We start from the raw sequence: 19,439 nt of genomic DNA, 5'->3' as shown, positions 1-19,439 counted from the left end.
TGATGTGAAGGTAAGTTTTTCCGTTTAACGCCGTCATTAGAGGCAATGTCTTGCGATGGATCTAAAAAGGAGTACGCATCATGAAATGGATTACGCGCGAACGTCCAAAAATTGATCGAATCGCTTGTCCATGGTTGATTGAACGATTTATCGATAAGACGCCGGAATTTCTCTATGTGCCGTCCGCCGACGTGCTCAGAATAGCGGGAGAGGCGGGGGCCATCCCATATGATATTCCAGGTGTTGAATTGACCCATACCGGCGAGTTCTGCAGCTTTGACGCTTTTCTAAAGAAGTACGATTTGGCTGATCCCGCTTTACAGCAGTTGGCGGTCATTGTTCGTGGCGCGGATACCTCGAAACTGGATCTGACGGCTCAATCCCCAGGCCTTTATGCGCTGTCGTTGGGACTTTCGAAAGTTTTTTCTGACGATCATGAAATGCTTCGCCACGGCATGGTCATATACGACGCGCTGTACGCATGGTGCCGCGACTGCCAAACTGAAACGCACAACTGGCCGCCTGTCATGGATTGATTCCATCGTATCGATGTGGCATCGCCACAAACAATGATCGGCACCATTCCCAAGAGCCGACTTACGATGCAAGTCCCCCAGCTTGAGCCCCATGCATCAACGCGGGTTGGTAGTTATAAAGCAAATATTGCGGACGTTGCTTTACTTCGATATACAGCCGTCCTACATATTCGCCCACAATCCCTATTGCCAATAGCTGAAGCCCCCCAACTAATAATATTGTTACGATCAATGTCGGAAATCCTTGCACAGGATCTCCAATAATCAGAGCCTTCGACAAAAAATAAAGCGCATAGACGAATGCGCCTACAGCGCTGATAAACCCTGTATACATGGCAAACTTGAGCGGGGCCGTGGAGAATGACGTAATGCCATCCAACGCATAATTCCACAAGCGCCAGTATCGCCATTTGGTCTTGCCTGCAAGCCGTGCGTGGCGGTCGTAGTCTAATGTCACTTGATCAAAGCCGATCCAGGAAAACATGCCCTTCATGAATCGACAGCGTTCTGGCAATGAGTTCAGCGCATCAACCGCGCGCCGGCTCAGTAGGCGAAAATCTCCGACATCCTCAGCGATTGGCACTTCGCTCACGAGGTTAATGGCACGATAGAAAATATGGGCTGTGCTTTTCTTAAGCGAAGATTCACCATCACGGCTGCGTCGCCTCATGTTTACCACTTCAGCGCCGGCCTGCCAGGCTTGGACCATGCGGGCTATTTGCTCGGGTGGATCCTGCAAGTCAGCATCGATGATGACGACTGCCTGACCTCGGGCCAATTGCAGGCCCGCACTTATGGCACCCTCCTTGCCGAAGTTGCGCGTAAGCCGTGCCACGCCGACAATCGGATCATGCTTGCGAATGGTCTCAAGAGCCAGAGGCGTGCTATCCGTGCTGCCATCATCGACAAACAGGATTTCGAAGCGGCCAGGCAGATCGGCCAGAGCCGCGACAAGCCGGCGGTAAAACGGCGCCAGCACCTCTTCTTCGTTGTATACCGGGATCACAACACTGAGCATGCAGGGTTGAGGTAAATAGGTGAGCGAAGACAGCATTTTTGACATGAATATGACCCAGAGAAGCTTTTGCTATGCGAGCCTGCCGTCGACCGGCCAGGTATAGCCCGCGCCTTGTCGGTTTCAGCCTCTTCATATTTGAGACAACCCACCCAAGCTTTCATGCAGTGTACAAAGATGAAAATTAAGAGATGATGAAGGGCGCCGACACAGAGTCCTCGTGGGTGCGTCTCACGACACGCCGAGCGGTGCTACATTAATGAGCTCCTATGAGCCGCTTGTACGCTGCTTCCTCAATGGTTTTTCTTAATGTTGATGCGCTATGAAGTTTCTTCTTGTCGAAGACGATATTCCGCTGGGCACATCGCTTCAGCGCGTGTTGACGGGCGCGGGCTATAACGCTGTGTGGCTACGCCAGGCCCTGGATGCAAAGAAGTTCCTGGCAGACAGTCCCTTTGATCTGATACTGCTCGATATCATGCTTCCCGATGAGTCCGGACTCGAAGTGTTGCACTGGCTACGGAATCGTGGGGACTCGACGCCAGTGATGATGCTGACGGCCCGCGATGCGGTCAGCGACCGTGTGACCGGTTTGGATGGTGGGGCCGACGACTATTTACCCAAGCCCTTCGCGATCGAAGAGCTTTTATCTCGTATTCGGGTACTTCTACGCCGGCAACGCAAACAGCTAACCGCCTCCTGGCGGGTGGGTTCGCTGTTGATCGACACGGCACGGCGTAAAGTATCTGTTGGAGAATTAGAGATTGCGCTTACCACGCGTGAGTACGATATTTTGTTGGTGCTTGCCTCGGATGCCGGTACGGTGTTGACCCGCGCTCAAATTGAGCGCTCCGCCTCGTTGATCGAAGGTGCCGAGAGCAATGCGATCGATGTTCATATCCACAATCTACGCAGCAAAATCGGCAGCCATCGTATTGGCACAGTGCGTGGCGTGGGCTACGTATTGGAAAATGTCGAGCTGTGAAGCATCCGTCGCTTCTACGGCGTTTGATCCTGTCGCAAGTTCTGGCCATGGCCATCGCGTGCCTATTAGTCTTTTGTTGGCTGATCTTTCACTGGTTTGAATTCGAAAACGGCGACCTTGATCGTCGGATGTTGTACTTTGCGCATACGCTTGCCGAAGCCTCCAGCGCGGCACCAGGCAATCCCCAAGAGTTGGAGCGGCGCGTAAAAACCGCCGAGAAATTGTTTATCGATGGCCAAATCCTCGTCACGCACGATAAAGGGGAAAACTACACACCGCTATATCAAGTATGGGATAACACAGGCCGCCTGATTTATAGAACTGCCGGCGCTCCTGATCAACCCCTTGCGGGTGGTGAAGGTGTTTTCATGGAAAAAAGCTGGGCCGGCCGCTCCTGGAGAACGGTAGCCGTCGCCAGCAGTGATTTATCCGTCAAAGTTCATGTCGCCGAACGGGGCGATCGCCGGTTGGCCACCAGTTTGCCTATGCTTACCGATATTGCGCTGTCGCAGGTATTGATTCTCGCGTGGTGTGCAGTGGTGATGCTTTGGACCGCGTATCGCGGCTTTCGCCCGCTTCGAGTGCTCGCTGCGCAAATAGCGAAACGAGAAGCAGGCGATTTTTCATCCATTCGTTCCCCCCGTTTATATGACGAGACTGCGCCCATCCTCGAAGAGCTGAACGCCCTACTGGGCCGCGAAGGTAAACGGTTGGAGCATGAGCGGCGTTTTCTAGCCGATGCGGCACACGAGCTCCGCACACCGCTTGCGGCAATCAATGCCCAGGCCCATCTACTGGTGAACGCGCAAGAAACCGCGCATCAACGCTTGGCAGCTAGCGAGCTGCAGCACGATATTGATCGGGTTTCACATCTATTAACACAGCTGCTTACCATCGCACGTGCCGATGCGGAGCCGGCATCGGCCGAGCGGGAGCTAGTAGACATAGCCAGCCTATCGCGCGAGCGATTGGCCTCGCTCTCGTCCATCGCCCGCGCACGTGCGGTTAATCTGTCTCTTGAAGCGCCCGATACGCTATTTTTTCGGGTAAACCGCGCGGGATTCATCTCTATTTTGGACAATCTTGTCGATAACGCGATTCGATACACCGCCACATCAGGGCATGTCGAAGTGCATGTCGTTCGCACTGCTGGGCATCTGAATTTGATCGTTCGTGATGATGGTCCCGGAGTTTCAACGGCTGAACGTGAGCGGATATTCGAGCGCTTCTATCGAGTTGCCTATACCGAGCAGCCGGGCAGCGGGTTGGGCTTGGCCATCGTCCGCCGGATCGCCCAATCCCATGGCGCGACGATTCGGTGGAGCGAAGGATTACTCGGGCGAGGGATAGGGATCGTTGTCTCCATCCCCGCGGCCGAGCCGCCTGTTTGAGCCTTACCTCGGAGCGGAATACCGCTCATCCCGAATGCGCATCACCTCAATGGTGGTGATGCGCCGGTTAGCAATTTCCACTACCTCAAAGCGCAGACCGTCCAGCTCAATTGTGGCGCCGATCTCGGGTAAGTTTCCGAATCGATCCAAAAGCAATCCGGCGATCGACGTAAAACCATCATTTTGAACCGATAGGGCGTCGGCCTCGAGTACCTGAGCGAGATAGTGCAGGTCGGTCGCGCCATTGACGCGCCAGCGTCCCGGTTCAATCGCTTGAATGGTCGGATGTTCGTCCTCATCCGGAAACTCTCCGGCAATCGCTTCCAAGAGGTCAATAGGGGTAAGTAGTCCTTGAATGGCGCCATACTCGTCCGTGACCAGCACCAGTTGTCCGCGGGATTTTTTGAGCGTTTCCATTGCGCTTAATACACCCGTTAGCTCATGGACAATAATAGGTTCTCGCAGGCTGGAGAGCTTGTCCAGATCCCAGCCGTCCATCATATCCGCCATGAGGTCTTTGGCCCGGGAAACGCCCAATATATTATCGAGTTGCCCACGGCAGACCGGGAAGAAGCCATGGGGCGTTTGGCGCAAATGCTGGAGTATCGCTGAAGGCTCATCGTCCAGGTTGATCCAAGAAATTTCAGTGCGTGGTGTCATAATGGAACGAATTGAACGTTCGGCCAGCGTTAGCACACCGCTCACCATACTGCGCTCCTCGGCTCCAAACGCCGGTTCGTCCATATCCGGCGTAAATCCCGTTGCCGACTCTATTCGCTCAGAGCGCTTTTTGTTTCCTAACAAGCGCAATACCGCTTCGGCTGTACGATCTCGTAAAGGCAGCCGGGCCTGATTTTTCAGCAAGCTGCGGCGGGCGAGTTGATTGAAAAACTCAATGAGAATGGAAAAACCGATGGCCGCGTACAGGTAGCCCTTAGGGATCTTGAATCCCAAGCCTTCCGCGGTGAGGCTTAGCCCGATCATTAACAAAAAGCTCAAGCACAGCACCACGACGGTGGGGTGCGCATTCACAAAGCGCGTCAAGGGCTTGGACGCCCACATCATCATGCCCATGGAAATCACAACGGCTGCCATCATGACGGGCAGCTCATCGACCATCCCCACGGCCGTAATGACCGCATCCAGCGAAAACACGGCATCCAGCACCACAATCTGTGTGACCACCACGGCGAAGCCGGCATACACCTTGGAGTTACTCTGTTCATGAGTCGTGCCTTCCAAGCGCTCATGCAGCTCGGTGGTGGCCTTGACCAAGAGGAAAATCCCGCCTAAAAGAAGAATCAAATCTCGTCCAGAGAACGAAAAGGATCCCACGGAAAACAAGGGCGCCGTCAAGGTGACGAGCCACGACACAATCGTCAGCAACCCAAGTCGCATTAGGAGCGCCAGTGACAAGCCGATCAAACGTGCCTTATCGCGTTGATGCGGCGGCAGCTTGTCGGCCAGGATCGCGATAAAAATAAGGTTGTCGATACCGAGGACGATCTCGAGTATGACCAGAGTCAACAGGCCTACCCAGATATTGGGGTCTAAAAGCCATTCCATATACGAGCCTAATAAAAAGTAAGTAAAGCCACGTTACAGCGCCGTCGCAGGGAGGCAGACGAATACGAGAGCGTGAGGGCACGGCATTTGATACGCGGTGAGTCAATCAAATACGCGGCGGCTTTATCAAACGAAGATAGACCGAAGGGAATGTAATGGGGCGATAGTTTGGCCAGCGAGTGGCCGATAGGGGGCTGTGCACGCATAGCGCTGCGCCATTCACAGAATCGCTAATGTCCGCATGCGCCGCTTGCTGAGGATTCGACGCGTCGGAGGAGGGCGTTGAGCGCTTCAAGGCGACAGCAGCGTTCGTTGATGCCACATCAGCAGCTTCGACTAGGGCGACGCGGTGGTGGGTCGCGTGCAAGTCTTCTAAAGACTCAGCCAAGACTTGAATTGGAAGGAGAAGAAGTAAAAAAATGACGATAAATCGTCGCATACATGCAAGCGAAAATAATATTGCACCGAGTATAACGCGATGCGCCTATATGTTTATTTGAGTAAAGGAGCTGTTGGGACTACGTTATTTTGCATTCACGCGGATCACCGCATGAATGCGCCTCTCACGCTCCGGAAAAGCATTCTAATTTAACTGAACATTAATGGCAGTGATACGGCTTGGACCCTGCGTGGCAGCCATTTTTATCGGTCCCGCCGGAATGGGCATAGGCGAAACTGGTTGAGAACAGGGAGATGAAGGCGATTGCTATGATCTTTTTCAACATGAAAGTATCCTCCTACCTAGAGTGGGGTGAGGGACCAATTTATCACGCTTTGTATCAAATTGACATTAATGTATAAATGCCAAACATATTGGAAGCACAAATACTCTGGGGCCGGAGTTAACGATAGCCTCGCGCGCACGCCTAAGATTATGTTGCCCTTATCCTGGCTGTTCCGGCGCAAGGTCACCATTGAATCTTATGGTGCTCCTCGGTCTCGCGCATCATCCGAGGAGACTAGCCGTGTGGCGTAGCCAATGGAGTTTGTCTTTAACGGACGCGTCTGAACCAACGTACGCCTATCGGCCTATTATTGACTTTACATAATACACATTATGCGTAATTTTGATAGTTTTAAAGATGTTGCGCAAGACTAAACTGCGACTGCGCGCTAGCGCTGGCTATCGCTTTCTGTATCGATCCTTGTAGATTCATATAGCGCTCAATCGCCGGCACCAGTTGCCACATATCAGGATCTGGAAATGACCGAATCATCTCTCCTAGATGCTTATCTTCCAGCCATCGATTGAGTGGCGTGCCATAGAAGTCGCTCTTGACTCGTTCCAGGTCGCGCTTCGTGGTGGACTTAATACTGATCTTCGCCAGAGTTTCGGCTGTCAGGTTTGAGTTGCTCTGTTCTACTTCATCAAATATTTTTTGTAAGTACGTATCGATTTTCTTAAATGGATTGACCATCAAGGCACCCTTGGCACCGCTGAGAGCCCAGACTAACGAGTTGTACTTGCCTATCAGTTCACGCAAGTTGTACATTTCGACTGTTTCCTGTTCGTCGCTCTTTAGCCAAAACTTGAATTCTTGCGGTAAGGCGTCGAGGTAGGTCGACAGCAAGGGATTCCACACATTAGGCGAGTGGGTCGGCTTTTGGGCCAACTTAAGTCCCAGCAGGAATAAGGCCGCTTGGCTACGAAACGGACCAAGAGGCCATCGCTCCGAAGCGTCAAGGCAGTGTTCAAAATGGATTTGAGCACCAGGGGCATGTTCGCTCAAAGCGAGGAGACCAGCCATGAACGAGTGCACTCCGTTGAAGAATGGCTTACTGGTAAAACAATTGAGCTGACTGTTCGCTTTCAGCAGTCTGGATTTGTTCCAAGATGGCGTCATGCCTTCACGGAGGAAGTCGCGTAAGAGGTCCGGCAGGCCTTTGCTTGAAAATGATGCATTGCTATCAAGCAGCATCCTAAACGAAGGGGTGTTCAATATCGTTGCCGTTAATCTTCTAGGGTCATCTGCATTCAACATCAACAAAAACAAGTCGTGGTTCGCCGTTAGTCGGCGCGAAGGCTTGATCGCGCCAAAGGCTTCTCTGAAATCTGCCTGAAGCTGGCGAACGACTGATGGGAAGAACTGCGGATGACGCTCATTGGTGCGGCGACGTAACTGATGCAGGGCCATCATGGCCGCATAGATACCTGTCAACTCGTCGATTAGTGCATGCCTTTCACTTTCGGTGAGCTTCGGCACATTAATCAATTCTGTGTTCAGGTTTTTGAGCGCAAGTCGTTGAGTTGACGGACGAGGCGCTGAGCGCCAGTCGAGACTATTGATATGCTTGAGAAACGCAAGACTAGGTGGCGTTCGCCCGTACAGCCGTTCTTGGATACGTAACCGTAAAAGTGCCTTACATGCGTGGATTGGGTCGAAGTCGTGTTCAACTAGGGCCTCCATACATTGAGGAACCTGTTTCAGCGGGCTACTGTCTTTCAACAGGTCTGACTCAAGCAAGGCACAAATCAGCATCATCAATTGAGGCGTGCCGAACAACCGGCTTACGGCGATATTGAGATCTTCCTGGTCTATCGCTTCATGCACTAGGCTCGCTTGCATCCAGGAAATTAATTGTTGTATATAGGCGAGAAACTCGCGTACTAATTTGGGGGCCACTTCGTTTTGCCCATCATTTAGAACAACAGAACGGCCAACTAACGCATCGACGAGAGGACTATCTTGTTCACCGTCTAGCAGTGCATAGCGATCTTGCTTTGTGCCGAAGGACTTGGCCAAAGACAACTTTTCAGCCTGCTGCGTACCTAAGTCAAACAATGAACTAAGTGATTCCACAAACTGGACGACTGTTATCTGTTTTACATCATTATGCTGACTTTCAAGTGGCATGCCAACGTCCCCGTAAATTTCCGGCACCTGTGAATTGCGGGTAATCCTACTATGAAGATGCTTTCTCACCGCTAGGCGGAATTAGTGAGCTCTCTCTAAACCCAACAATCTAGGTTCTGAAAATGACTATTTCGAAAAAAATTAATTCTATGCAAGATTCGATTGTCGATACTCTCGACAAGGTTTCTGGTCCCTCCTCCCGTGCTGGCGTGACGCTTGAACGTATCGCGAAAATGGCAAAGGCGGGTGTTGGCAATCGCGCAATCGCGGTACAGCTGGAAGACAATAGCCACACCCGTCAACAATACTCGCCCCAAGAGATCGAAAGCTTCAAGAAACTGTTCAAGGACGTCGAGACCAAGGTCGGCGTCACCGCTACTCAAGCTCGGGCATTGATCGAAGATCAAGTCAAGAATCCAAAAGCTGCTCCACCTGATGCGAAATACAACGCCTGCTAAAAGCTAGAGCCTTCGGCTGACTCGCTGTATTCCCAGTAAGACTAGTGATTCGGACCTGCCGTCGCTAAAGCGTGATGTCTTCATGTAAGTCGAATAAGCTTCTAAAGGTCGAATCGCTGTTTACTTTGAGTATGAGGGGCGGTGCCCCCTCTCCTTTTTTCTGCAGATTCCAGCAGGGAGCCCGTCAATTAGTCCCGCCGCTGTAACGTGACCTCTTTTTGCGCCTGCAGAACTTTGGGGGCCAACTGCTTTTGATGTAAGCGATGACGGCGGCAATATCTTCGTCGGATAACAGGGCGCCATAAGCGGGCATATCGCTGACATAGCCCTGCGGAGCCGTCCTTCCAGGAACCAGGCCGTTCCTTACTATATCGACCAGCACGGCGTCGGGATGATGCCATGTGTGGCCTGTCTTGTCATGCGGCGGCGCGGGCAACTTGCCATTGGGCATACGGTCGCGCCAGTTCGGCTGCCCTTGCAGTGACTCGCCGTGGCATGCCGCGCATTGGTTGGCGTAAATGGCCCTGCCCTGCCCCACAAGTGTTTGATCCGCCGGATCAATGAATGCGGGGCCGGATGGAGGCATTGCGCTGTAAAGGACAGCGGCGGCCCCGGCGACTGCGGCGCCAGCCACTCCAACGATCATTTTCTTCTTTGCCATGTCAAATCCAATAGGTCAGTTGACCTTCACCTTGCCCGCCATTCCGGCCTCCATATGACCGGGAATCAGGCAGGCAAAATCAACGGTACCCTCCTGGCCGAACTGCCACACCAGGCCGCCCATCTTGCCCGGGGCCAGTGTGATCATATTCGGCTCCGTATGCTGCATACCCGGCATTTTTTGCATTTCGGCCGCATGGGCCTTTAGATCGGGGATGGATCCGATCACCATTTCATGGGGGATTTTGCCCGTGTTCTTGATAAGGAAGCGAATGGTTTCGCCGGCGTTGACCTGGATGTCGCTGGGCGTAAACCTCATGGTGTCATCCATCGTCAGCTCAATTGTGCGAGTAACTTTAGCCGGATCGCCAGGCTGACCAGTAGGCGAAGGTGTCTTCGACATGGTGGACATGTCGTGCCCGGGCACGACATGCGCCGTCGCGCCATGCCCCCCGCCATGGCTGCCCGCAGCCATGGCCAGGGTTGGAAGCACGCTTAAAGCCAGAATGGAAAAGGTCTTTTTCATATGAATAGTCTCTTGGATGGATTGCCGCGGCGGGCAGCCGCTTTAAGCCGCCTATGTTAAAGAATCCTGTAATGAATCGTTGATGGAGGCTTCATTTGCCGCATTCCGCGCGAACCGAAAAGGGTATTATTCCTCAACTTCAATCAAGTAAGGCTGTCACACCCATGACGGCTCCATCACATTTCTGTGATCAAGAACCCAGCTGATTTTGTTTACTGGATTTCGACTGGCCTTCGGCTAGTGGTAGAATTCGGCTTCCTCTTTGGGGAGTAGCCTACTTTCGACTTCACAGCCGAAAGGTTCGCGTCAACATTCTTGGCTCCAAAGCCATGGCGCAAGCGGCCGAAAGGCATGGCGAGACCATAGACTTTTCCAGTGCGCTGCCGAGCCGTACCGGAAAGTCCATGTGTCGCTCGGCTGGAACGCTCCCACATGAATTTTGTCTCCACAATGATTCTGGCGCTGGCCATGTCGACCGATGCGTTTGCAGCCGCGGTCGGCAAAGGCACCGCTCTTCGCAATCCTCGCATATCGGAAGCGCTGCGCACTGGAATCATATTTGGCGTAATCGAAGCCATCACGCCGCTAGTCGGATGGGCTCTGGGCTCCATCGCAGCCGGCTACGTCGAAGATTGGGACCATTGGATCGCTTTCATCCTTTTGATGATTTTGGGTGCGTTAATGATCCGCAACGGCCTTCGGGATGAAGAGCCCGAAACCGCTTCCGTGACTCGTCATTCGTTTTGGCTGCTGGCCGCTACAGAGGGTCGGCCGGGATTACGGTTTTTTTCGCCAATACGATGTTAACCACATGATTTAATTGACTTATTTCGACCCGCACTTCATTTGGCACCGCCTTCGATCGCAGTGCCTCTCGCGTCCAAATAAGTGCGCAGATCGGCGACAACACCTTGCTGTGCCGCCAGTTTCGCATCAGCCGCTGCCAATGCCAGCTCAAGCTCGCGCATCTGGTCCGCAAGTCCTTGAGACTTGTTGCACGATGCTTCAAGTTGTTCCTTTTGCGCCTGAAGCTGGATATCCCTGTCAGCAAGCCTTGTTTCAAGGGCCTTGGCGTGCTGCTCGATCGCCTGCAGCGTCTCCAGCTTCTGCTCCAGTTGCCGGCCGCGGGCCTGCTGTTCATAGAGGGCGCTTTGTGCATGCGACAGGTCTGCCACCAAGCGCCCGCCCTCCTGGTTCAAGCGCGTCACGTCGTCCTGCTTGACGATCAAGCTCTGCTGTAATTGGCGCATTTCGGCTTGCATCTGTTGAATCTGCTGCTCATGCCGGCGCTGATCCTGGTCGCGCTGCTCCTTGACCGATGCTCGGTAGTGTTCCAGGGCGTCGCGCGCATGCTGGTGCTTTTCCTCGATCGATAACCGGTGCGCCTCGTTCTCGGCCAGGCGTTCCTTCAGGTCGGCTACCTGCTGATCGAGCGTATGACGCGTGATCTTTTCGTTCTGCAGATCTTCGATCGCGCGGGCATGCACCGCCGTTTCTTGCTGCATCTCAGTGTCGGCGCGCTGCAGTTGCTGATTCAGTGCCTCGACTTGCCTGTGCAAAGCCGCCAGCGCTTCCGCATGCTGGCGTTCCATGTCTGCGCTTTGCACTTGAAGGGTCTCGATACGGGCGTTCGCCTCGTTCTGCAATTGCGCGGCTAGGCGTGCCACCAGGTCCTGTAGTGCTTCGCTGATCGACGCCTTGCGGTCGTCGCCGCCGTTTTCCTCTCCCAGTTCCTTGAGGTACTTGTGGATCGTGGTCTTGGAGCCGGTATTGCCCAACGCAACGCGCACGGCGTCGACCGATGGATTGACGCCCTGTGCGATCAAGGAATCGCGGGCTTTCTTGACTTCCGATTTGTACAGTCCGCTACGTGCCATGTCAGATTCTCCGGAGAGGGAAATAAGATAATATATTACATACCACGTAATTACATACTAAATATATGTGCATATTCAAGAATATTTTCATTGAAATTAAAAATGGATAATATATATTTATCCGATATCATCAGTGAAATTGAGCAAATTCCAACGGTCCAAGCCGTAATATTGCAGTTCCCGCGCTACAGGAGTCGATTTGACGACGCTCGACCACTACATTCACGCTGCCACCCGCGACAACACCCGCGAAAGCTATCGTTCGGCCATTCGACACTTCGAAATCGAATGGGGCGGATTCCTGCCCGCTACTACCGACAGCATTGCGCGTTATCTGGTCGCGCACGCCGAGACTCTAGCGGTCAATACGTTGCGGCACCGTTTGGCAGCGTTGGCGCAGTGGCATATAGATCAAGGTTTCCCCGACCCCACCAAGGCTCCCGTCGTGCGTCAGGTCTTGCGAGGTATTCAGGCACTCCATCCGGCCGTCGAAAAACGCGCCAAACCGCTCCAACTCGAACATTTGGAACAGGTTGTGCAATGGTTGGATGCCACGACTAGTGCGGCGCGTTCCGCAAGTGATCGCGCCGCAGAGTTACGGCATGCCCGCAACAAGGCCATACTGCTCCTCGGTTTTTGGCGTGGCTTTCGCGGCGACGAATTAACGCGGCTGCAAATTGAACACGTCGAGGTCGTACCAGGAGAAGGCATGACCTGTTATTTCCCGCAAACCAAGGGTGACCGGACTTACCAGGGAACGAGCTTCAAAGCACCCGCGTTGTCCCGGCTTTGTCCAGTCGATGCGTACCTTGAGTGGATGGCAGTATCGCATTTGCGCGAAGGACCTGCGTTTCGCGCCGTCAATCGATGGGGACATCTTGGGGAAACTGGCATGCATACGGATAGTCTGGCACCGCTCCTACGGACAATGTTGGCCGAAGCCGGCATTGCATCGGCTGAGTTGTACAGTAGTCATTCATTGCGGCGTGGCTTCGCCAACTGGGCCACGTCCAATGGATGGGACCTGAAGACTTTGATGGAATATGTGGGATGGAAAAACGTCCAGTCTGCCATGCGTTACGTTGATTCTGCCGATCCGTTTGCAAAGCATCGCATCGAGCGCGCGATCACGGGCGCGTCCCGTGATCGCGCCCCTATTGTCACTAGGCTATGACCTGACACAGCCTTTGCTTGCTGGAATCGTCAATGATTTGAGTCCCCCATTGCGGCCAAGCAATGGGGTTGAATGTCTTTACATTGTTCTCGGTTTTGGTACAGGTAGCTTGATTTTCGGAGGGATGTTGTCGCTCGGTTTCGAAACCGTTTTTCTTGTTTTTGGTGTCGTCGCCGTTCTGGCGGGTGTTTTTGCTGCCAAGCTGTTTAAATCCGAATCACATAAATAAACAGCGATATTGGGATGGAGAGGGAAAACGGAAAAAATCGGGCGCTAAGACCCAATGAGGGGGCGAGGTGCAGTGGAACCGCAAACCAGGTTAAGGGCTCCTGACTTTCTCGTTGCTTGCTGATTATGTGGTGGCCGCAGCTTGCCCTTGGCTGCTGCTTCCAACACAGAGCAGGAATACTGGCCAAGCGTGTTGATCTGCTCATGCAGTAACGGCGGCAGCCTGGCCATGTCATCATCCCGAATATCAGAGCTGACATAAAACAGCGGTATCCCAGTGTTCAGCGAGAGCCGAAGAAGCTGTCGATTTTCTCGGTTAGTGTTGCGCGCGAAAGCTCACCCATGTGCCGCTTGTATAGCCGGCCTTGAGCGTCATAGAACAGCGTTGTGGGGTAACCAGACGAACCAGTTCGGGCACTTACCTGCTTGGCGGGATCGAGAACGATATTTGGCATTTGTAACTCATTCGCGTCGAGGTAGCTTTGTACTGTTGCTGCTGATTCGCCTTGATTCACAAACACGAAGTGGATTTCTGGATGGGCTAGCTGTGCAGCCTTTAATACAGGCATCTCACGTCGGCACGGCGGACACCAAGTTGCCCAAAGATTGATAATCAAGGGGCGGCCCACAAAGGCACTGAGCGGCACAGTTGTGTTGTCGAGGCGGCGTACTTCAATTGTCGGGACAGGCAGACCCACCGGCGTGAGGGCATGATTCAGCGCACTTCCTCCGAAAAAGACAAAGCAGCCCGTCAAGGTTGCAGTCAGAAGCGGCTTACGTAGTGTCGTCGAGCGCCGTGACAATTCCATGCCAACCAGAACGGCCGTCGCGAAACCGGCCATGTTGTCGAAGCCTCCATCACGAAAGTCGATGATCAACGATGGAACATTGGAATAAATCTCATGATGTCTTAGTACGAAGATCGAGCGTCCGGCGAGGAAACCGAACACGATCATCTTCCAAAGAACGGGGCCCGGATCGACACCGCGCCTCGTGCGGAACCACGCGGCAACAGAATGGGCAAGCATTATGCTTGCCAAGAGTAGTGCTACTTGTACAGGGACGACGAGCGGCCCAAATCGTACAGCATCCAAAAAGTGGCTCCCTGAATCGAAATTTGTGAACTTTAACTTGCAGTTCTAGTTGCGAATTAACATCTATTTGGCCGTGACTTGCCTGACGAAACTGGCGAAATCAGCGGAACCCTGAAGGTTGAACCCCATGGTTTGCGCTTCCTCGAACGTGCGTTCCGCTGTCCACCCATTCTGCTTTGCGCGACCAAGCGCGAGCAGCAACGCGGCCCTTGTGCCTGTGGCGCAATGCAGTAAATGCGGTCCTTGTGTTCTCTGCATTACTTGGCTCAACTCGTCAATCTGCTGCTCCGACAGGGCTGTCTTGTTGACTGGTACATTGACGTAGTCTAGTCCGCTGTCCCTGACTAGGTCGGCGTTCGAGGTGGCCGTTTCCCCAGGCGCACGCATGTCAATCACGGTGTGAATGCCCTGCTGCTTTGCCTCCACCAGATCCTGCCCCGTAGGTTGGGCGCCGATGAACAGGCCATCCCCTATTTGCTTGAAGTTTGTCATTTCAATTTCTCCGTTGGTTAGAGTCAGGTCAGCCCTGCGGACTCTGGGTCATCTGGCGACAATAGCTGGCCAAGTTCTCTGGCAGGTCTGGGGGACAGACGCCACATTGCTTATTCCCCGGAACGGCGTAGTCAATGAACTTGGGGTACGGAAGGTTCAGCTTGGCCATGATGATCCTGAATTCTTCGAGGGTCTTTTCGCCGCCAAGCCGTGGATTACGCTTCTTTTCCTGCGCGATCGAGGAGACGAAACGTTCCTGGTAGTCGTGCGCCGGGTAGACCAGGGTCTCGTCGGGCAAAGCAAACAGCTTCTCTCGCACGCTTTTGTAGAGCGCATCGGCATCACCGTTTTGAAAGTCAGTTCTGCCACACCCCTCAATAAGTAAGGCGTCGCCCGTGAACACGCGGCTATTTAAAAGATAGGCAAAGTGTCCGTCGGTATGGCCGGGGGTATGCAGGGGCTGCAAAGTAATACCCCCGACCTGAAATGGCCTGCCTTCTTCAATGCCGACATCGGCACACGGCAACTGATCGTAGGCAGGCGCGGCAATCTTGCTACCCACGGCACGCTTCATTTCCAAAGCTGCGGTGATGTGGTCGGCATGGATATGGGTATCGACCGTGTAAGCCAAGGTCAGACCTAACCTGTGCACCTCGGCCAGGTCCCGATCCATGGTCGCAATCACGGGATCGATGAGGACTGCCTGTCCTGTGTCCTCGTCCCCCAGCAGATAGGTATAAGTGCTTGACAGGGGTTCGTACAGTTGTCTAAAAATCATGGGCGCTCCTTGATAGTCGTCGTGATCAGAGTCCGACACATGGATCATCGTCTCTACGTGTAATATATTATGTTCTGGTATAATGTTCGTGTAAAGTGTTACTTTTAAACGGATCTACGTGGCCATGCCAAAGCAAATTGATTTAGTGAAACTGCATGCCGCAGCTGGGGAGGCTAGCAAGCTTCTGAAGGTACTGTCCAACCCCGACCGTATGCTCTTGCTATGCCAGATGACGCAGGGCGAGTTCTCGGTCAAGGAGCTGGAAACCATCACTAGGATCTTGCAGCCTACGCTTTCACAGCAGCTGACCGTGCTCCGCGAAGAGCGACTAGTGAATACGCGCCGTGAGGGCAAGCAGATCTTCTACAGCATCTCCAGTAGTGAGGCACTGGCAGTGCTACAGGTGTTGTACCAACTTTACTGCCCAACGGAATAGGAGGCTGCAATGATGATTGACTGGAACAATTTCACGCCCTGGACGTCGCTGGCGGGTGGGCTGATGATTGGAATAGCCACGGCACTGTTCTTGGTATTTAACGGAAGAATTGCGGGCATCAGCGGCATCGTGGGTGGCCTCTTAACGCCTGCAAGGGGCGATATCGCCTGGCGTCTTGCGTTCGTGGGCGGCCTAGTGCTTTCTCCTCTCGTGTTTTCGAGCATCGCTCCCCTGCCCCAAGTGCACATCGAGGCCGGTTATCCGGTCTTGATCCTGGCCGGACTGCTGGTAGGGATCGGTACCCGTTACGGTTCGGGCTGCACTAGCGGACATGGCGTGTGCGGGCTGTCGCGTCGCTCCCCGCGTTCGATGGTGGCTACCGTAGCCTTTATGTTCGCGGGATTCGTGACCGTCTACGTTGTTCGCCATGTTGTCGGCTAAAGGAGCAAAAATGAAAATCTTCATGTCGCTGTTGGTCGGCCTGTTGTTCGGCTTGGGGCTTATTTTGTCCGGCATGAGCGACCCCGCGAAGGTGCTCGGCTTTTTGGACCTGGCCGGAAACTGGGACCCGTCGCTTGCGTTCGTGATGGGCGGCGCTGTAGTCGTCGGCGCGCTGGTGTTTCCGTTCGCGGCCAAACGTCCGAGATCGATCCTGGGCGACGCCATGCGCTTGCCGACGGCTACGCAAATTGACCGCCGCCTCGTGCTCGGCGGACTAGCGTTCGGCGTCGGCTGGGGCCTGGCCGGCTATTGTCCCGGTCCTGCGCTCGCATCGCTCGCACAAAGCGGCGCCAAACCCTTGCTGTTCTTCATCGCCATGCTGGTCGGAATGGCGTTGTTTGAACTGCTCGAACGAGCAAAAGCCAAAGCCGCATCACCGGCCGCGTAAACGGGGCTATGATGATAACGGGTCTTCTCTTGGGGGCGGTGGTAGGTATTATCATGGGTCTGACAGGAGCTGGGGGAGGCATTCTCGCGGTCCCACTTCTTGTCTTCGGCATGCACTTAACGATCGCCGAAGCCGGCCCCGTTGGCCTGCTCGCCGTCGGTGTTTCTGCCGCAGCAGGTGCTTTGATGGGCTTGAAGGCTGGGATTGTGCGCTACCGCGCGGCCGTGCTCATTGCCGGCACTGGCATCCTGCTCGCGCCACTCGGTGTATGGTTGGCTCACCGTTTGGACACGCGACTGCTCAGCCTGTTGTTTGCCGCTGTTCTCGCCTGGGTCGCGTATAAAACCTTCCGTGAAATCGTCGGTCGCAGTGTCGAGTCCACCTCTCTTACTCTGGATCGACCCTGCATTCGGGACGACATGAGTGGACGGTTTATCTGGACGAGCAAGTGCGCCGGCGCCTTATCGATCGCGGGTGCCATTGCGGGCATTCTGTCCGGTTTGCTCGGGGTAGGCGGCGGGTTCGTCATGGTGCCGGCCCTGCAGCGTTCCACGGATTTAGCGGCGCAGTCGGTCGTCGCTACATCGCTGGCTGTTATCGCACTTGTTTCGCTAACTGGCGTAGTGGTCAGCTTATCTACAGGAAAATTTTCCCTCGGTGTCGCGCTCCCGTTTGCAGCAGGAAGCATAGTCGGGATGGGAGTCGGCAGTGTGCTCACCTCGCGGCTTCCGCAAAAGTATCTAAAAGGTGCTTTCGGGGTGATATGTCTCGGGGTCGCTGCAATGATGACTTTCAAATCACTGTAGAGGAAACGATCGATAACACAACCCATATGCCCCTACTGGCTCTCGGCCAGAGAATCGCTCGTTCGTAGAACGGCTTTAAGATACCCCTATTCCCATTTCCGGCGTCGCCTAGCATGTCAGCTTAGGCTATACCCTAACCTGATGTCAGACGACCTTAACGCAATCCGTCAGGATAGAGTTGGTATAGCCATTACTTGACAGGTGCCTCGAACGGTCATAGAGTCTTTCCTGACACATCTTGTTAAGGAGGCACGTTTTGCGAGGTCAACGTATTGGTTATGTCCGGGTCAGCAGTTTCGACCAGAATCCAGAGCGTCAGCTCGACCAGGTCCAAGTGGACAAGCTGTTCACCGACAAGGCATCGGGCAAAGACACGCAGCGGCCGCAGCTCGACGCGTTGCTGTCGTTCGCCCGCGAAGGCGACACGGTAGTCGTACACAGCATGGACCGTCTAGCGCGCGGCCTTGATCACTTCGGCGCACTGCGCCTCGGTGCCAAAGCTACGAAGGAATTCCGGAATCGACATGCCGTGCTGGAACTGAATCTGGTTGAAGGCCATGGTGCTCACCCCACTGTAAGAAGACTCCAGATTAGTGAGTCACAAGCTCATGGGGTGAGCCTCGCTGAGGCACGTTTCTAATCAGGTCCTCATATATTTATTCCCGATTATCGATCTGAGGCATTGGCTGCACTGTAGCCAACGCCTGAGAATGATCAAGTTCAATTGGCCTTCACGCGCTCACTTATCGTTAGTATAAGCTAGGACTGAATTAACGGGAATCGATTTATGAACCTGGCAACCCTTCTTAAGCTTCGGCCAATTCGACGATCGATGATCGATGATCGACAACTGGTGTCAAGAATTGATACGAGGTGATGCACCGTGGGAAAACTTCTTTGGGTCGCACTGCCCCTGCTCATCGCGGTGACACTGCTCGCGCTGCAGGCCCTGCTGCGGCGGCGCGCGCCCTCGCGGCATGCGCTGAACATCTGGTCGAGCCTGCTGCTGACCAGCTATGTGTCGACGACGGCGGGGCTGGGCATCTTCTAGGTGGCGAACCAGCAATTGCCGGCGTTCGATTGGCACTACCTGTTCGGCCACACCACGGTGCTGCTGGTTGCGCTGCACCTGGCGTTCAACTTTCGCATCGCCTGGAACTATGTCACGCGTCGTGCACCGAACGCTCCCCGGGTGGTAGAACGCCGCGCCCCAACCATCGCGGGTGCCGCCGGTCGGGCCGCTGTGGCTGGCCAGCGCCTACGGATAGGAAATTCAACCGCATGAGGCCAAGTATGGCACGAGTTTTGGGCCTCGAAACACGTTCGGCCAAGGAAGGTTGAGCGCTCGCTTGCCGCTCAATGGCAAGAGCTTGGGAGGCAGTATGCATTTGGGCCTGGCGCGCGCGCAGCTGCTTCCCCGCAGCGATGGATACCGCCGCTTCACTGGGTCACCAATTGACGCGCTGGTCTACCTCGTCGGGTTGAGCTGCCAGATCCCAATCCGGCTCGCCTTGCGCACCATCATCCACCGGCGCGTCGCAGCCCTCCCACAGCGGTGGCCCGCGTGCCGGGGTGATGTGCGGGGGGGCAGACTCCACCCCGATGTGGTTCAGGATGTGGCGGATTTCGGCGCTGTGGGTGATGAAGGCAATGATGCGCATCTGCCCACCGCA

At 54.3% G+C, this 19,439-nt stretch carries 22 protein-coding genes, 4 pseudogenes and 1 riboswitch; of the genes and pseudogenes, 14 read left to right on the top strand and 12 right to left on the bottom strand.

Going from position 1 to position 19,439, the window contains the following annotated elements; genetic code table 11:
• Window positions 1-80: 80 nt before the first annotated feature.
• Window positions 81-536, top strand: coding sequence for a chromate resistance protein ChrB domain-containing protein (locus tag V0R37_RS13695; RefSeq protein WP_420375052.1), 456 nt, complete (start codon window positions 81-83; stop codon window positions 534-536).
• A 61-nt stretch (window positions 537-597) separates the two neighbouring features.
• Here V0R37_RS13695 and V0R37_RS13690 read toward each other — a convergent pair whose 3' ends face one another.
• The gene (locus V0R37_RS13690; protein ID WP_420375051.1) at window positions 598-1,599 is read right to left on the bottom strand and encodes a glycosyltransferase family 2 protein; all 1,002 of its coding nucleotides are present in this window, start codon (window positions 1,597-1,599) and stop codon (window positions 598-600) included.
• A gap of 274 nt (window positions 1,600-1,873) precedes the next feature.
• Here V0R37_RS13690 and V0R37_RS13685 point away from each other — a divergent pair, with 274 nt between their 5' ends.
• Entirely contained in the window at window positions 1,874-2,536 is a 663-nt protein-coding gene (locus V0R37_RS13685) for a response regulator transcription factor (protein WP_420375050.1), read from the top strand.
• Window positions 2,533-3,927 (top strand): sensor histidine kinase, encoded by a 1,395-nt coding sequence (locus V0R37_RS13680; RefSeq protein ID WP_420375049.1) that lies wholly within the window; start codon window positions 2,533-2,535, stop codon window positions 3,925-3,927. Before V0R37_RS13685 ends, V0R37_RS13680 begins: the two co-directional genes overlap by 4 nt.
• A gap of 3 nt (window positions 3,928-3,930) precedes the next feature.
• Here the strand turns inward: V0R37_RS13680 and V0R37_RS13675 are convergent, their stop codons facing one another.
• The 3 genes from V0R37_RS13675 to V0R37_RS13665 form a co-directional block, all read right to left on the bottom strand.
• Entirely contained in the window at window positions 3,931-5,493 is a 1,563-nt protein-coding gene (locus V0R37_RS13675; protein ID WP_420375048.1) for a TerC family protein, read from the bottom strand.
• A gap of 599 nt (window positions 5,494-6,092) precedes the next feature.
• Complete coding sequence (locus V0R37_RS13670) at window positions 6,093-6,218, bottom strand: YHYH domain-containing protein (protein WP_420375047.1); 126 nt, start codon at window positions 6,216-6,218, stop codon at window positions 6,093-6,095.
• A 351-nt stretch (window positions 6,219-6,569) separates the two neighbouring features.
• On the bottom strand, window positions 6,570-8,348 hold the full coding sequence (locus tag V0R37_RS13665) for a hypothetical protein (protein ID WP_420375046.1): 1,779 nt from the start codon (window positions 8,346-8,348) through the stop codon (window positions 6,570-6,572).
• A gap of 122 nt (window positions 8,349-8,470) precedes the next feature.
• On the opposite strand from V0R37_RS13665, the gene V0R37_RS13660 reads away from it, so the two are divergent.
• Entirely contained in the window at window positions 8,471-8,806 is a 336-nt protein-coding gene (locus V0R37_RS13660) for a hypothetical protein (protein ID WP_420375045.1), read from the top strand.
• 184 nt (window positions 8,807-8,990) lie between these two features.
• On the opposite strand, the gene V0R37_RS13655 is transcribed toward V0R37_RS13660, so the two are convergent.
• Window positions 8,991-9,467, bottom strand: a complete 477-nt coding sequence (locus tag V0R37_RS13655) for a c-type cytochrome (RefSeq protein WP_420375044.1) — start codon at window positions 9,465-9,467, stop codon at window positions 8,991-8,993.
• Window positions 9,468-9,482: 15 nt separating this feature from the next.
• On the bottom strand, window positions 9,483-9,992 hold the full coding sequence (locus tag V0R37_RS13650) for a cupredoxin domain-containing protein (RefSeq protein WP_420375043.1): 510 nt from the start codon (window positions 9,990-9,992) through the stop codon (window positions 9,483-9,485).
• 257 nt (window positions 9,993-10,249) lie between these two features.
• Window positions 10,250-10,374: riboswitch (yybP-ykoY riboswitch) on the top strand.
• Window positions 10,375-10,424: 50 nt separating this feature from the next.
• Here V0R37_RS13650 and V0R37_RS13645 point away from each other — a divergent pair.
• Window positions 10,425-10,754 (top strand): annotated as a pseudogene (locus V0R37_RS13645) (manganese efflux pump MntP); the annotation flags it as partial.
• A gap of 80 nt (window positions 10,755-10,834) precedes the next feature.
• Here V0R37_RS13645 and V0R37_RS13640 read toward each other — a convergent pair.
• Entirely contained in the window at window positions 10,835-11,869 is a 1,035-nt protein-coding gene (locus V0R37_RS13640) for a DNA-binding protein (RefSeq protein ID WP_012079611.1), read from the bottom strand.
• A gap of 199 nt (window positions 11,870-12,068) precedes the next feature.
• Between V0R37_RS13640 and V0R37_RS13635 the strand changes: the two genes are divergently transcribed.
• Complete coding sequence (locus tag V0R37_RS13635) at window positions 12,069-13,043, top strand: site-specific integrase (protein WP_012079610.1); 975 nt, start codon at window positions 12,069-12,071, stop codon at window positions 13,041-13,043.
• The gene (locus V0R37_RS13630; RefSeq protein WP_202943819.1) at window positions 13,012-13,272 is read left to right on the top strand and encodes a hypothetical protein; all 261 of its coding nucleotides are present in this window, start codon (window positions 13,012-13,014) and stop codon (window positions 13,270-13,272) included. The genes V0R37_RS13635 and V0R37_RS13630 overlap by 32 nt, the downstream gene beginning before the upstream one ends.
• Window positions 13,273-13,552: 280 nt before the next feature.
• On the opposite strand, the gene V0R37_RS13625 is transcribed toward V0R37_RS13630, so the two are convergent.
• The 3 genes from V0R37_RS13625 to V0R37_RS13615 all read right to left on the bottom strand — a co-directional run bounded on the left by V0R37_RS13625 (window position 13,553) and on the right by V0R37_RS13615 (window position 15,635).
• The gene (locus tag V0R37_RS13625) at window positions 13,553-14,299 is read right to left on the bottom strand and encodes a TlpA family protein disulfide reductase (RefSeq protein WP_284078243.1); all 747 of its coding nucleotides are present in this window, start codon (window positions 14,297-14,299) and stop codon (window positions 13,553-13,555) included.
• A gap of 129 nt (window positions 14,300-14,428) precedes the next feature.
• Window positions 14,429-14,857 (bottom strand): protein tyrosine phosphatase family protein, encoded by a 429-nt coding sequence (locus tag V0R37_RS13620; protein ID WP_284078244.1) that lies wholly within the window; start codon window positions 14,855-14,857, stop codon window positions 14,429-14,431.
• Window positions 14,858-14,885: 28 nt separating this feature from the next.
• The gene (locus tag V0R37_RS13615; RefSeq protein WP_284078245.1) at window positions 14,886-15,635 is read right to left on the bottom strand and encodes an MBL fold metallo-hydrolase; all 750 of its coding nucleotides are present in this window, start codon (window positions 15,633-15,635) and stop codon (window positions 14,886-14,888) included.
• Window positions 15,636-15,759: 124 nt separating this feature from the next.
• On the opposite strand from V0R37_RS13615, the gene V0R37_RS13610 reads away from it, so the two are divergent.
• The 5 genes and pseudogenes from V0R37_RS13610 to V0R37_RS13590 form a co-directional block, all read left to right on the top strand.
• The gene (locus V0R37_RS13610; protein ID WP_284078246.1) at window positions 15,760-16,071 is read left to right on the top strand and encodes an ArsR/SmtB family transcription factor; all 312 of its coding nucleotides are present in this window, start codon (window positions 15,760-15,762) and stop codon (window positions 16,069-16,071) included.
• A 9-nt stretch (window positions 16,072-16,080) separates the two neighbouring features.
• Window positions 16,081-16,512 (top strand): YeeE/YedE family protein, encoded by a 432-nt coding sequence (locus V0R37_RS13605; protein ID WP_284078247.1) that lies wholly within the window; start codon window positions 16,081-16,083, stop codon window positions 16,510-16,512.
• 10 nt (window positions 16,513-16,522) lie between these two features.
• Window positions 16,523-16,960 carry a DUF6691 family protein gene (locus V0R37_RS13600; RefSeq protein WP_420375042.1) on the top strand — a complete coding sequence of 146 codons (438 nt, stop codon included), beginning with the start codon at window positions 16,523-16,525 and terminating at the stop codon, window positions 16,958-16,960.
• Between the two features lie 8 nt (window positions 16,961-16,968).
• Complete coding sequence (locus V0R37_RS13595) at window positions 16,969-17,766, top strand: sulfite exporter TauE/SafE family protein (RefSeq protein ID WP_311434962.1); 798 nt, start codon at window positions 16,969-16,971, stop codon at window positions 17,764-17,766.
• A 238-nt stretch (window positions 17,767-18,004) separates the two neighbouring features.
• Window positions 18,005-18,184, top strand: a pseudogene (locus V0R37_RS13590) (recombinase family protein); the annotation flags it as partial.
• A 36-nt stretch (window positions 18,185-18,220) separates the two neighbouring features.
• Here the strand turns inward: V0R37_RS13590 and V0R37_RS13585 are convergent.
• Window positions 18,221-18,325, bottom strand: a pseudogene (locus tag V0R37_RS13585) (IS1595 family transposase); the annotation flags it as partial.
• 324 nt (window positions 18,326-18,649) lie between these two features.
• Between V0R37_RS13585 and V0R37_RS13580 the strand changes: the two are divergent.
• Together V0R37_RS13580 and V0R37_RS13575 are read left to right on the top strand one after the other, a co-directional pair.
• On the top strand, window positions 18,650-18,817 hold the full coding sequence (locus tag V0R37_RS13580; RefSeq protein WP_420375041.1) for a hypothetical protein: 168 nt from the start codon (window positions 18,650-18,652) through the stop codon (window positions 18,815-18,817).
• Entirely contained in the window at window positions 18,818-19,051 is a 234-nt protein-coding gene (locus V0R37_RS13575; RefSeq protein ID WP_420375040.1) for a hypothetical protein, read from the top strand.
• A gap of 163 nt (window positions 19,052-19,214) precedes the next feature.
• On the opposite strand, the pseudogene V0R37_RS13570 reads toward V0R37_RS13575, so the two are convergent.
• A pseudogene (locus V0R37_RS13570) lies at window positions 19,215-19,439 on the bottom strand (IS91 family transposase); the annotation flags it as partial.

This window comes from Pollutimonas rozaliensis (assembly GCF_048751585.1).
GTDB lineage: Bacteria > Pseudomonadota > Gammaproteobacteria > Burkholderiales > Burkholderiaceae_B.
The sequence above is the reverse complement of the archived record's forward strand: the minus strand, read 5'-3'. Positions and strand labels throughout refer to the sequence as shown.

Bases quoted from the DNA above. Each gene is read 5' to 3' on its own strand.
- V0R37_RS13615 (WP_284078245.1), bottom strand. From the start codon at position 15,635: ATGATTTTTAGACAACTGTACGAACCCCTGTCAAGCACTTATACCTAT.
- V0R37_RS13625 (WP_284078243.1), bottom strand. From the start codon at position 14,299: ATGCTTGCCCATTCTGTTGCCGCGTGGTTCCGCACGAGGCGCGGTGTC.
- V0R37_RS13640 (WP_012079611.1), bottom strand. From the start codon at position 11,869: ATGGCACGTAGCGGACTGTACAAATCGGAAGTCAAGAAAGCCCGCGAT.
- V0R37_RS13690 (WP_420375051.1), bottom strand. From the start codon at position 1,599: ATGTCAAAAATGCTGTCTTCGCTCACCTATTTACCTCAACCCTGCATG.
- V0R37_RS13595 (WP_311434962.1), top strand. From the start codon at position 16,969: ATGATGATAACGGGTCTTCTCTTGGGGGCGGTGGTAGGTATTATCATG.
- V0R37_RS13685 (WP_420375050.1), top strand. From the start codon at position 1,874: ATGAAGTTTCTTCTTGTCGAAGACGATATTCCGCTGGGCACATCGCTT.
- V0R37_RS13660 (WP_420375045.1), top strand. From the start codon at position 8,471: ATGACTATTTCGAAAAAAATTAATTCTATGCAAGATTCGATTGTCGAT.
- V0R37_RS13600 (WP_420375042.1), top strand. From the start codon at position 16,523: ATGAAAATCTTCATGTCGCTGTTGGTCGGCCTGTTGTTCGGCTTGGGG.
- V0R37_RS13605 (WP_284078247.1), top strand. From the start codon at position 16,081: ATGATGATTGACTGGAACAATTTCACGCCCTGGACGTCGCTGGCGGGT.
- V0R37_RS13675 (WP_420375048.1), bottom strand. From the start codon at position 5,493: ATGGAATGGCTTTTAGACCCCAATATCTGGGTAGGCCTGTTGACTCTG.
- V0R37_RS13620 (WP_284078244.1), bottom strand. From the start codon at position 14,857: ATGACAAACTTCAAGCAAATAGGGGATGGCCTGTTCATCGGCGCCCAA.
- V0R37_RS13650 (WP_420375043.1), bottom strand. From the start codon at position 9,992: ATGAAAAAGACCTTTTCCATTCTGGCTTTAAGCGTGCTTCCAACCCTG.
- V0R37_RS13655 (WP_420375044.1), bottom strand. From the start codon at position 9,467: ATGGCAAAGAAGAAAATGATCGTTGGAGTGGCTGGCGCCGCAGTCGCC.
- V0R37_RS13610 (WP_284078246.1), top strand. From the start codon at position 15,760: ATGCCAAAGCAAATTGATTTAGTGAAACTGCATGCCGCAGCTGGGGAG.
- V0R37_RS13665 (WP_420375046.1), bottom strand. From the start codon at position 8,348: ATGCCACTTGAAAGTCAGCATAATGATGTAAAACAGATAACAGTCGTC.
- V0R37_RS13670 (WP_420375047.1), bottom strand. From the start codon at position 6,218: ATGTTGAAAAAGATCATAGCAATCGCCTTCATCTCCCTGTTCTCAACC.
- V0R37_RS13695 (WP_420375052.1), top strand. From the start codon at position 81: ATGAAATGGATTACGCGCGAACGTCCAAAAATTGATCGAATCGCTTGT.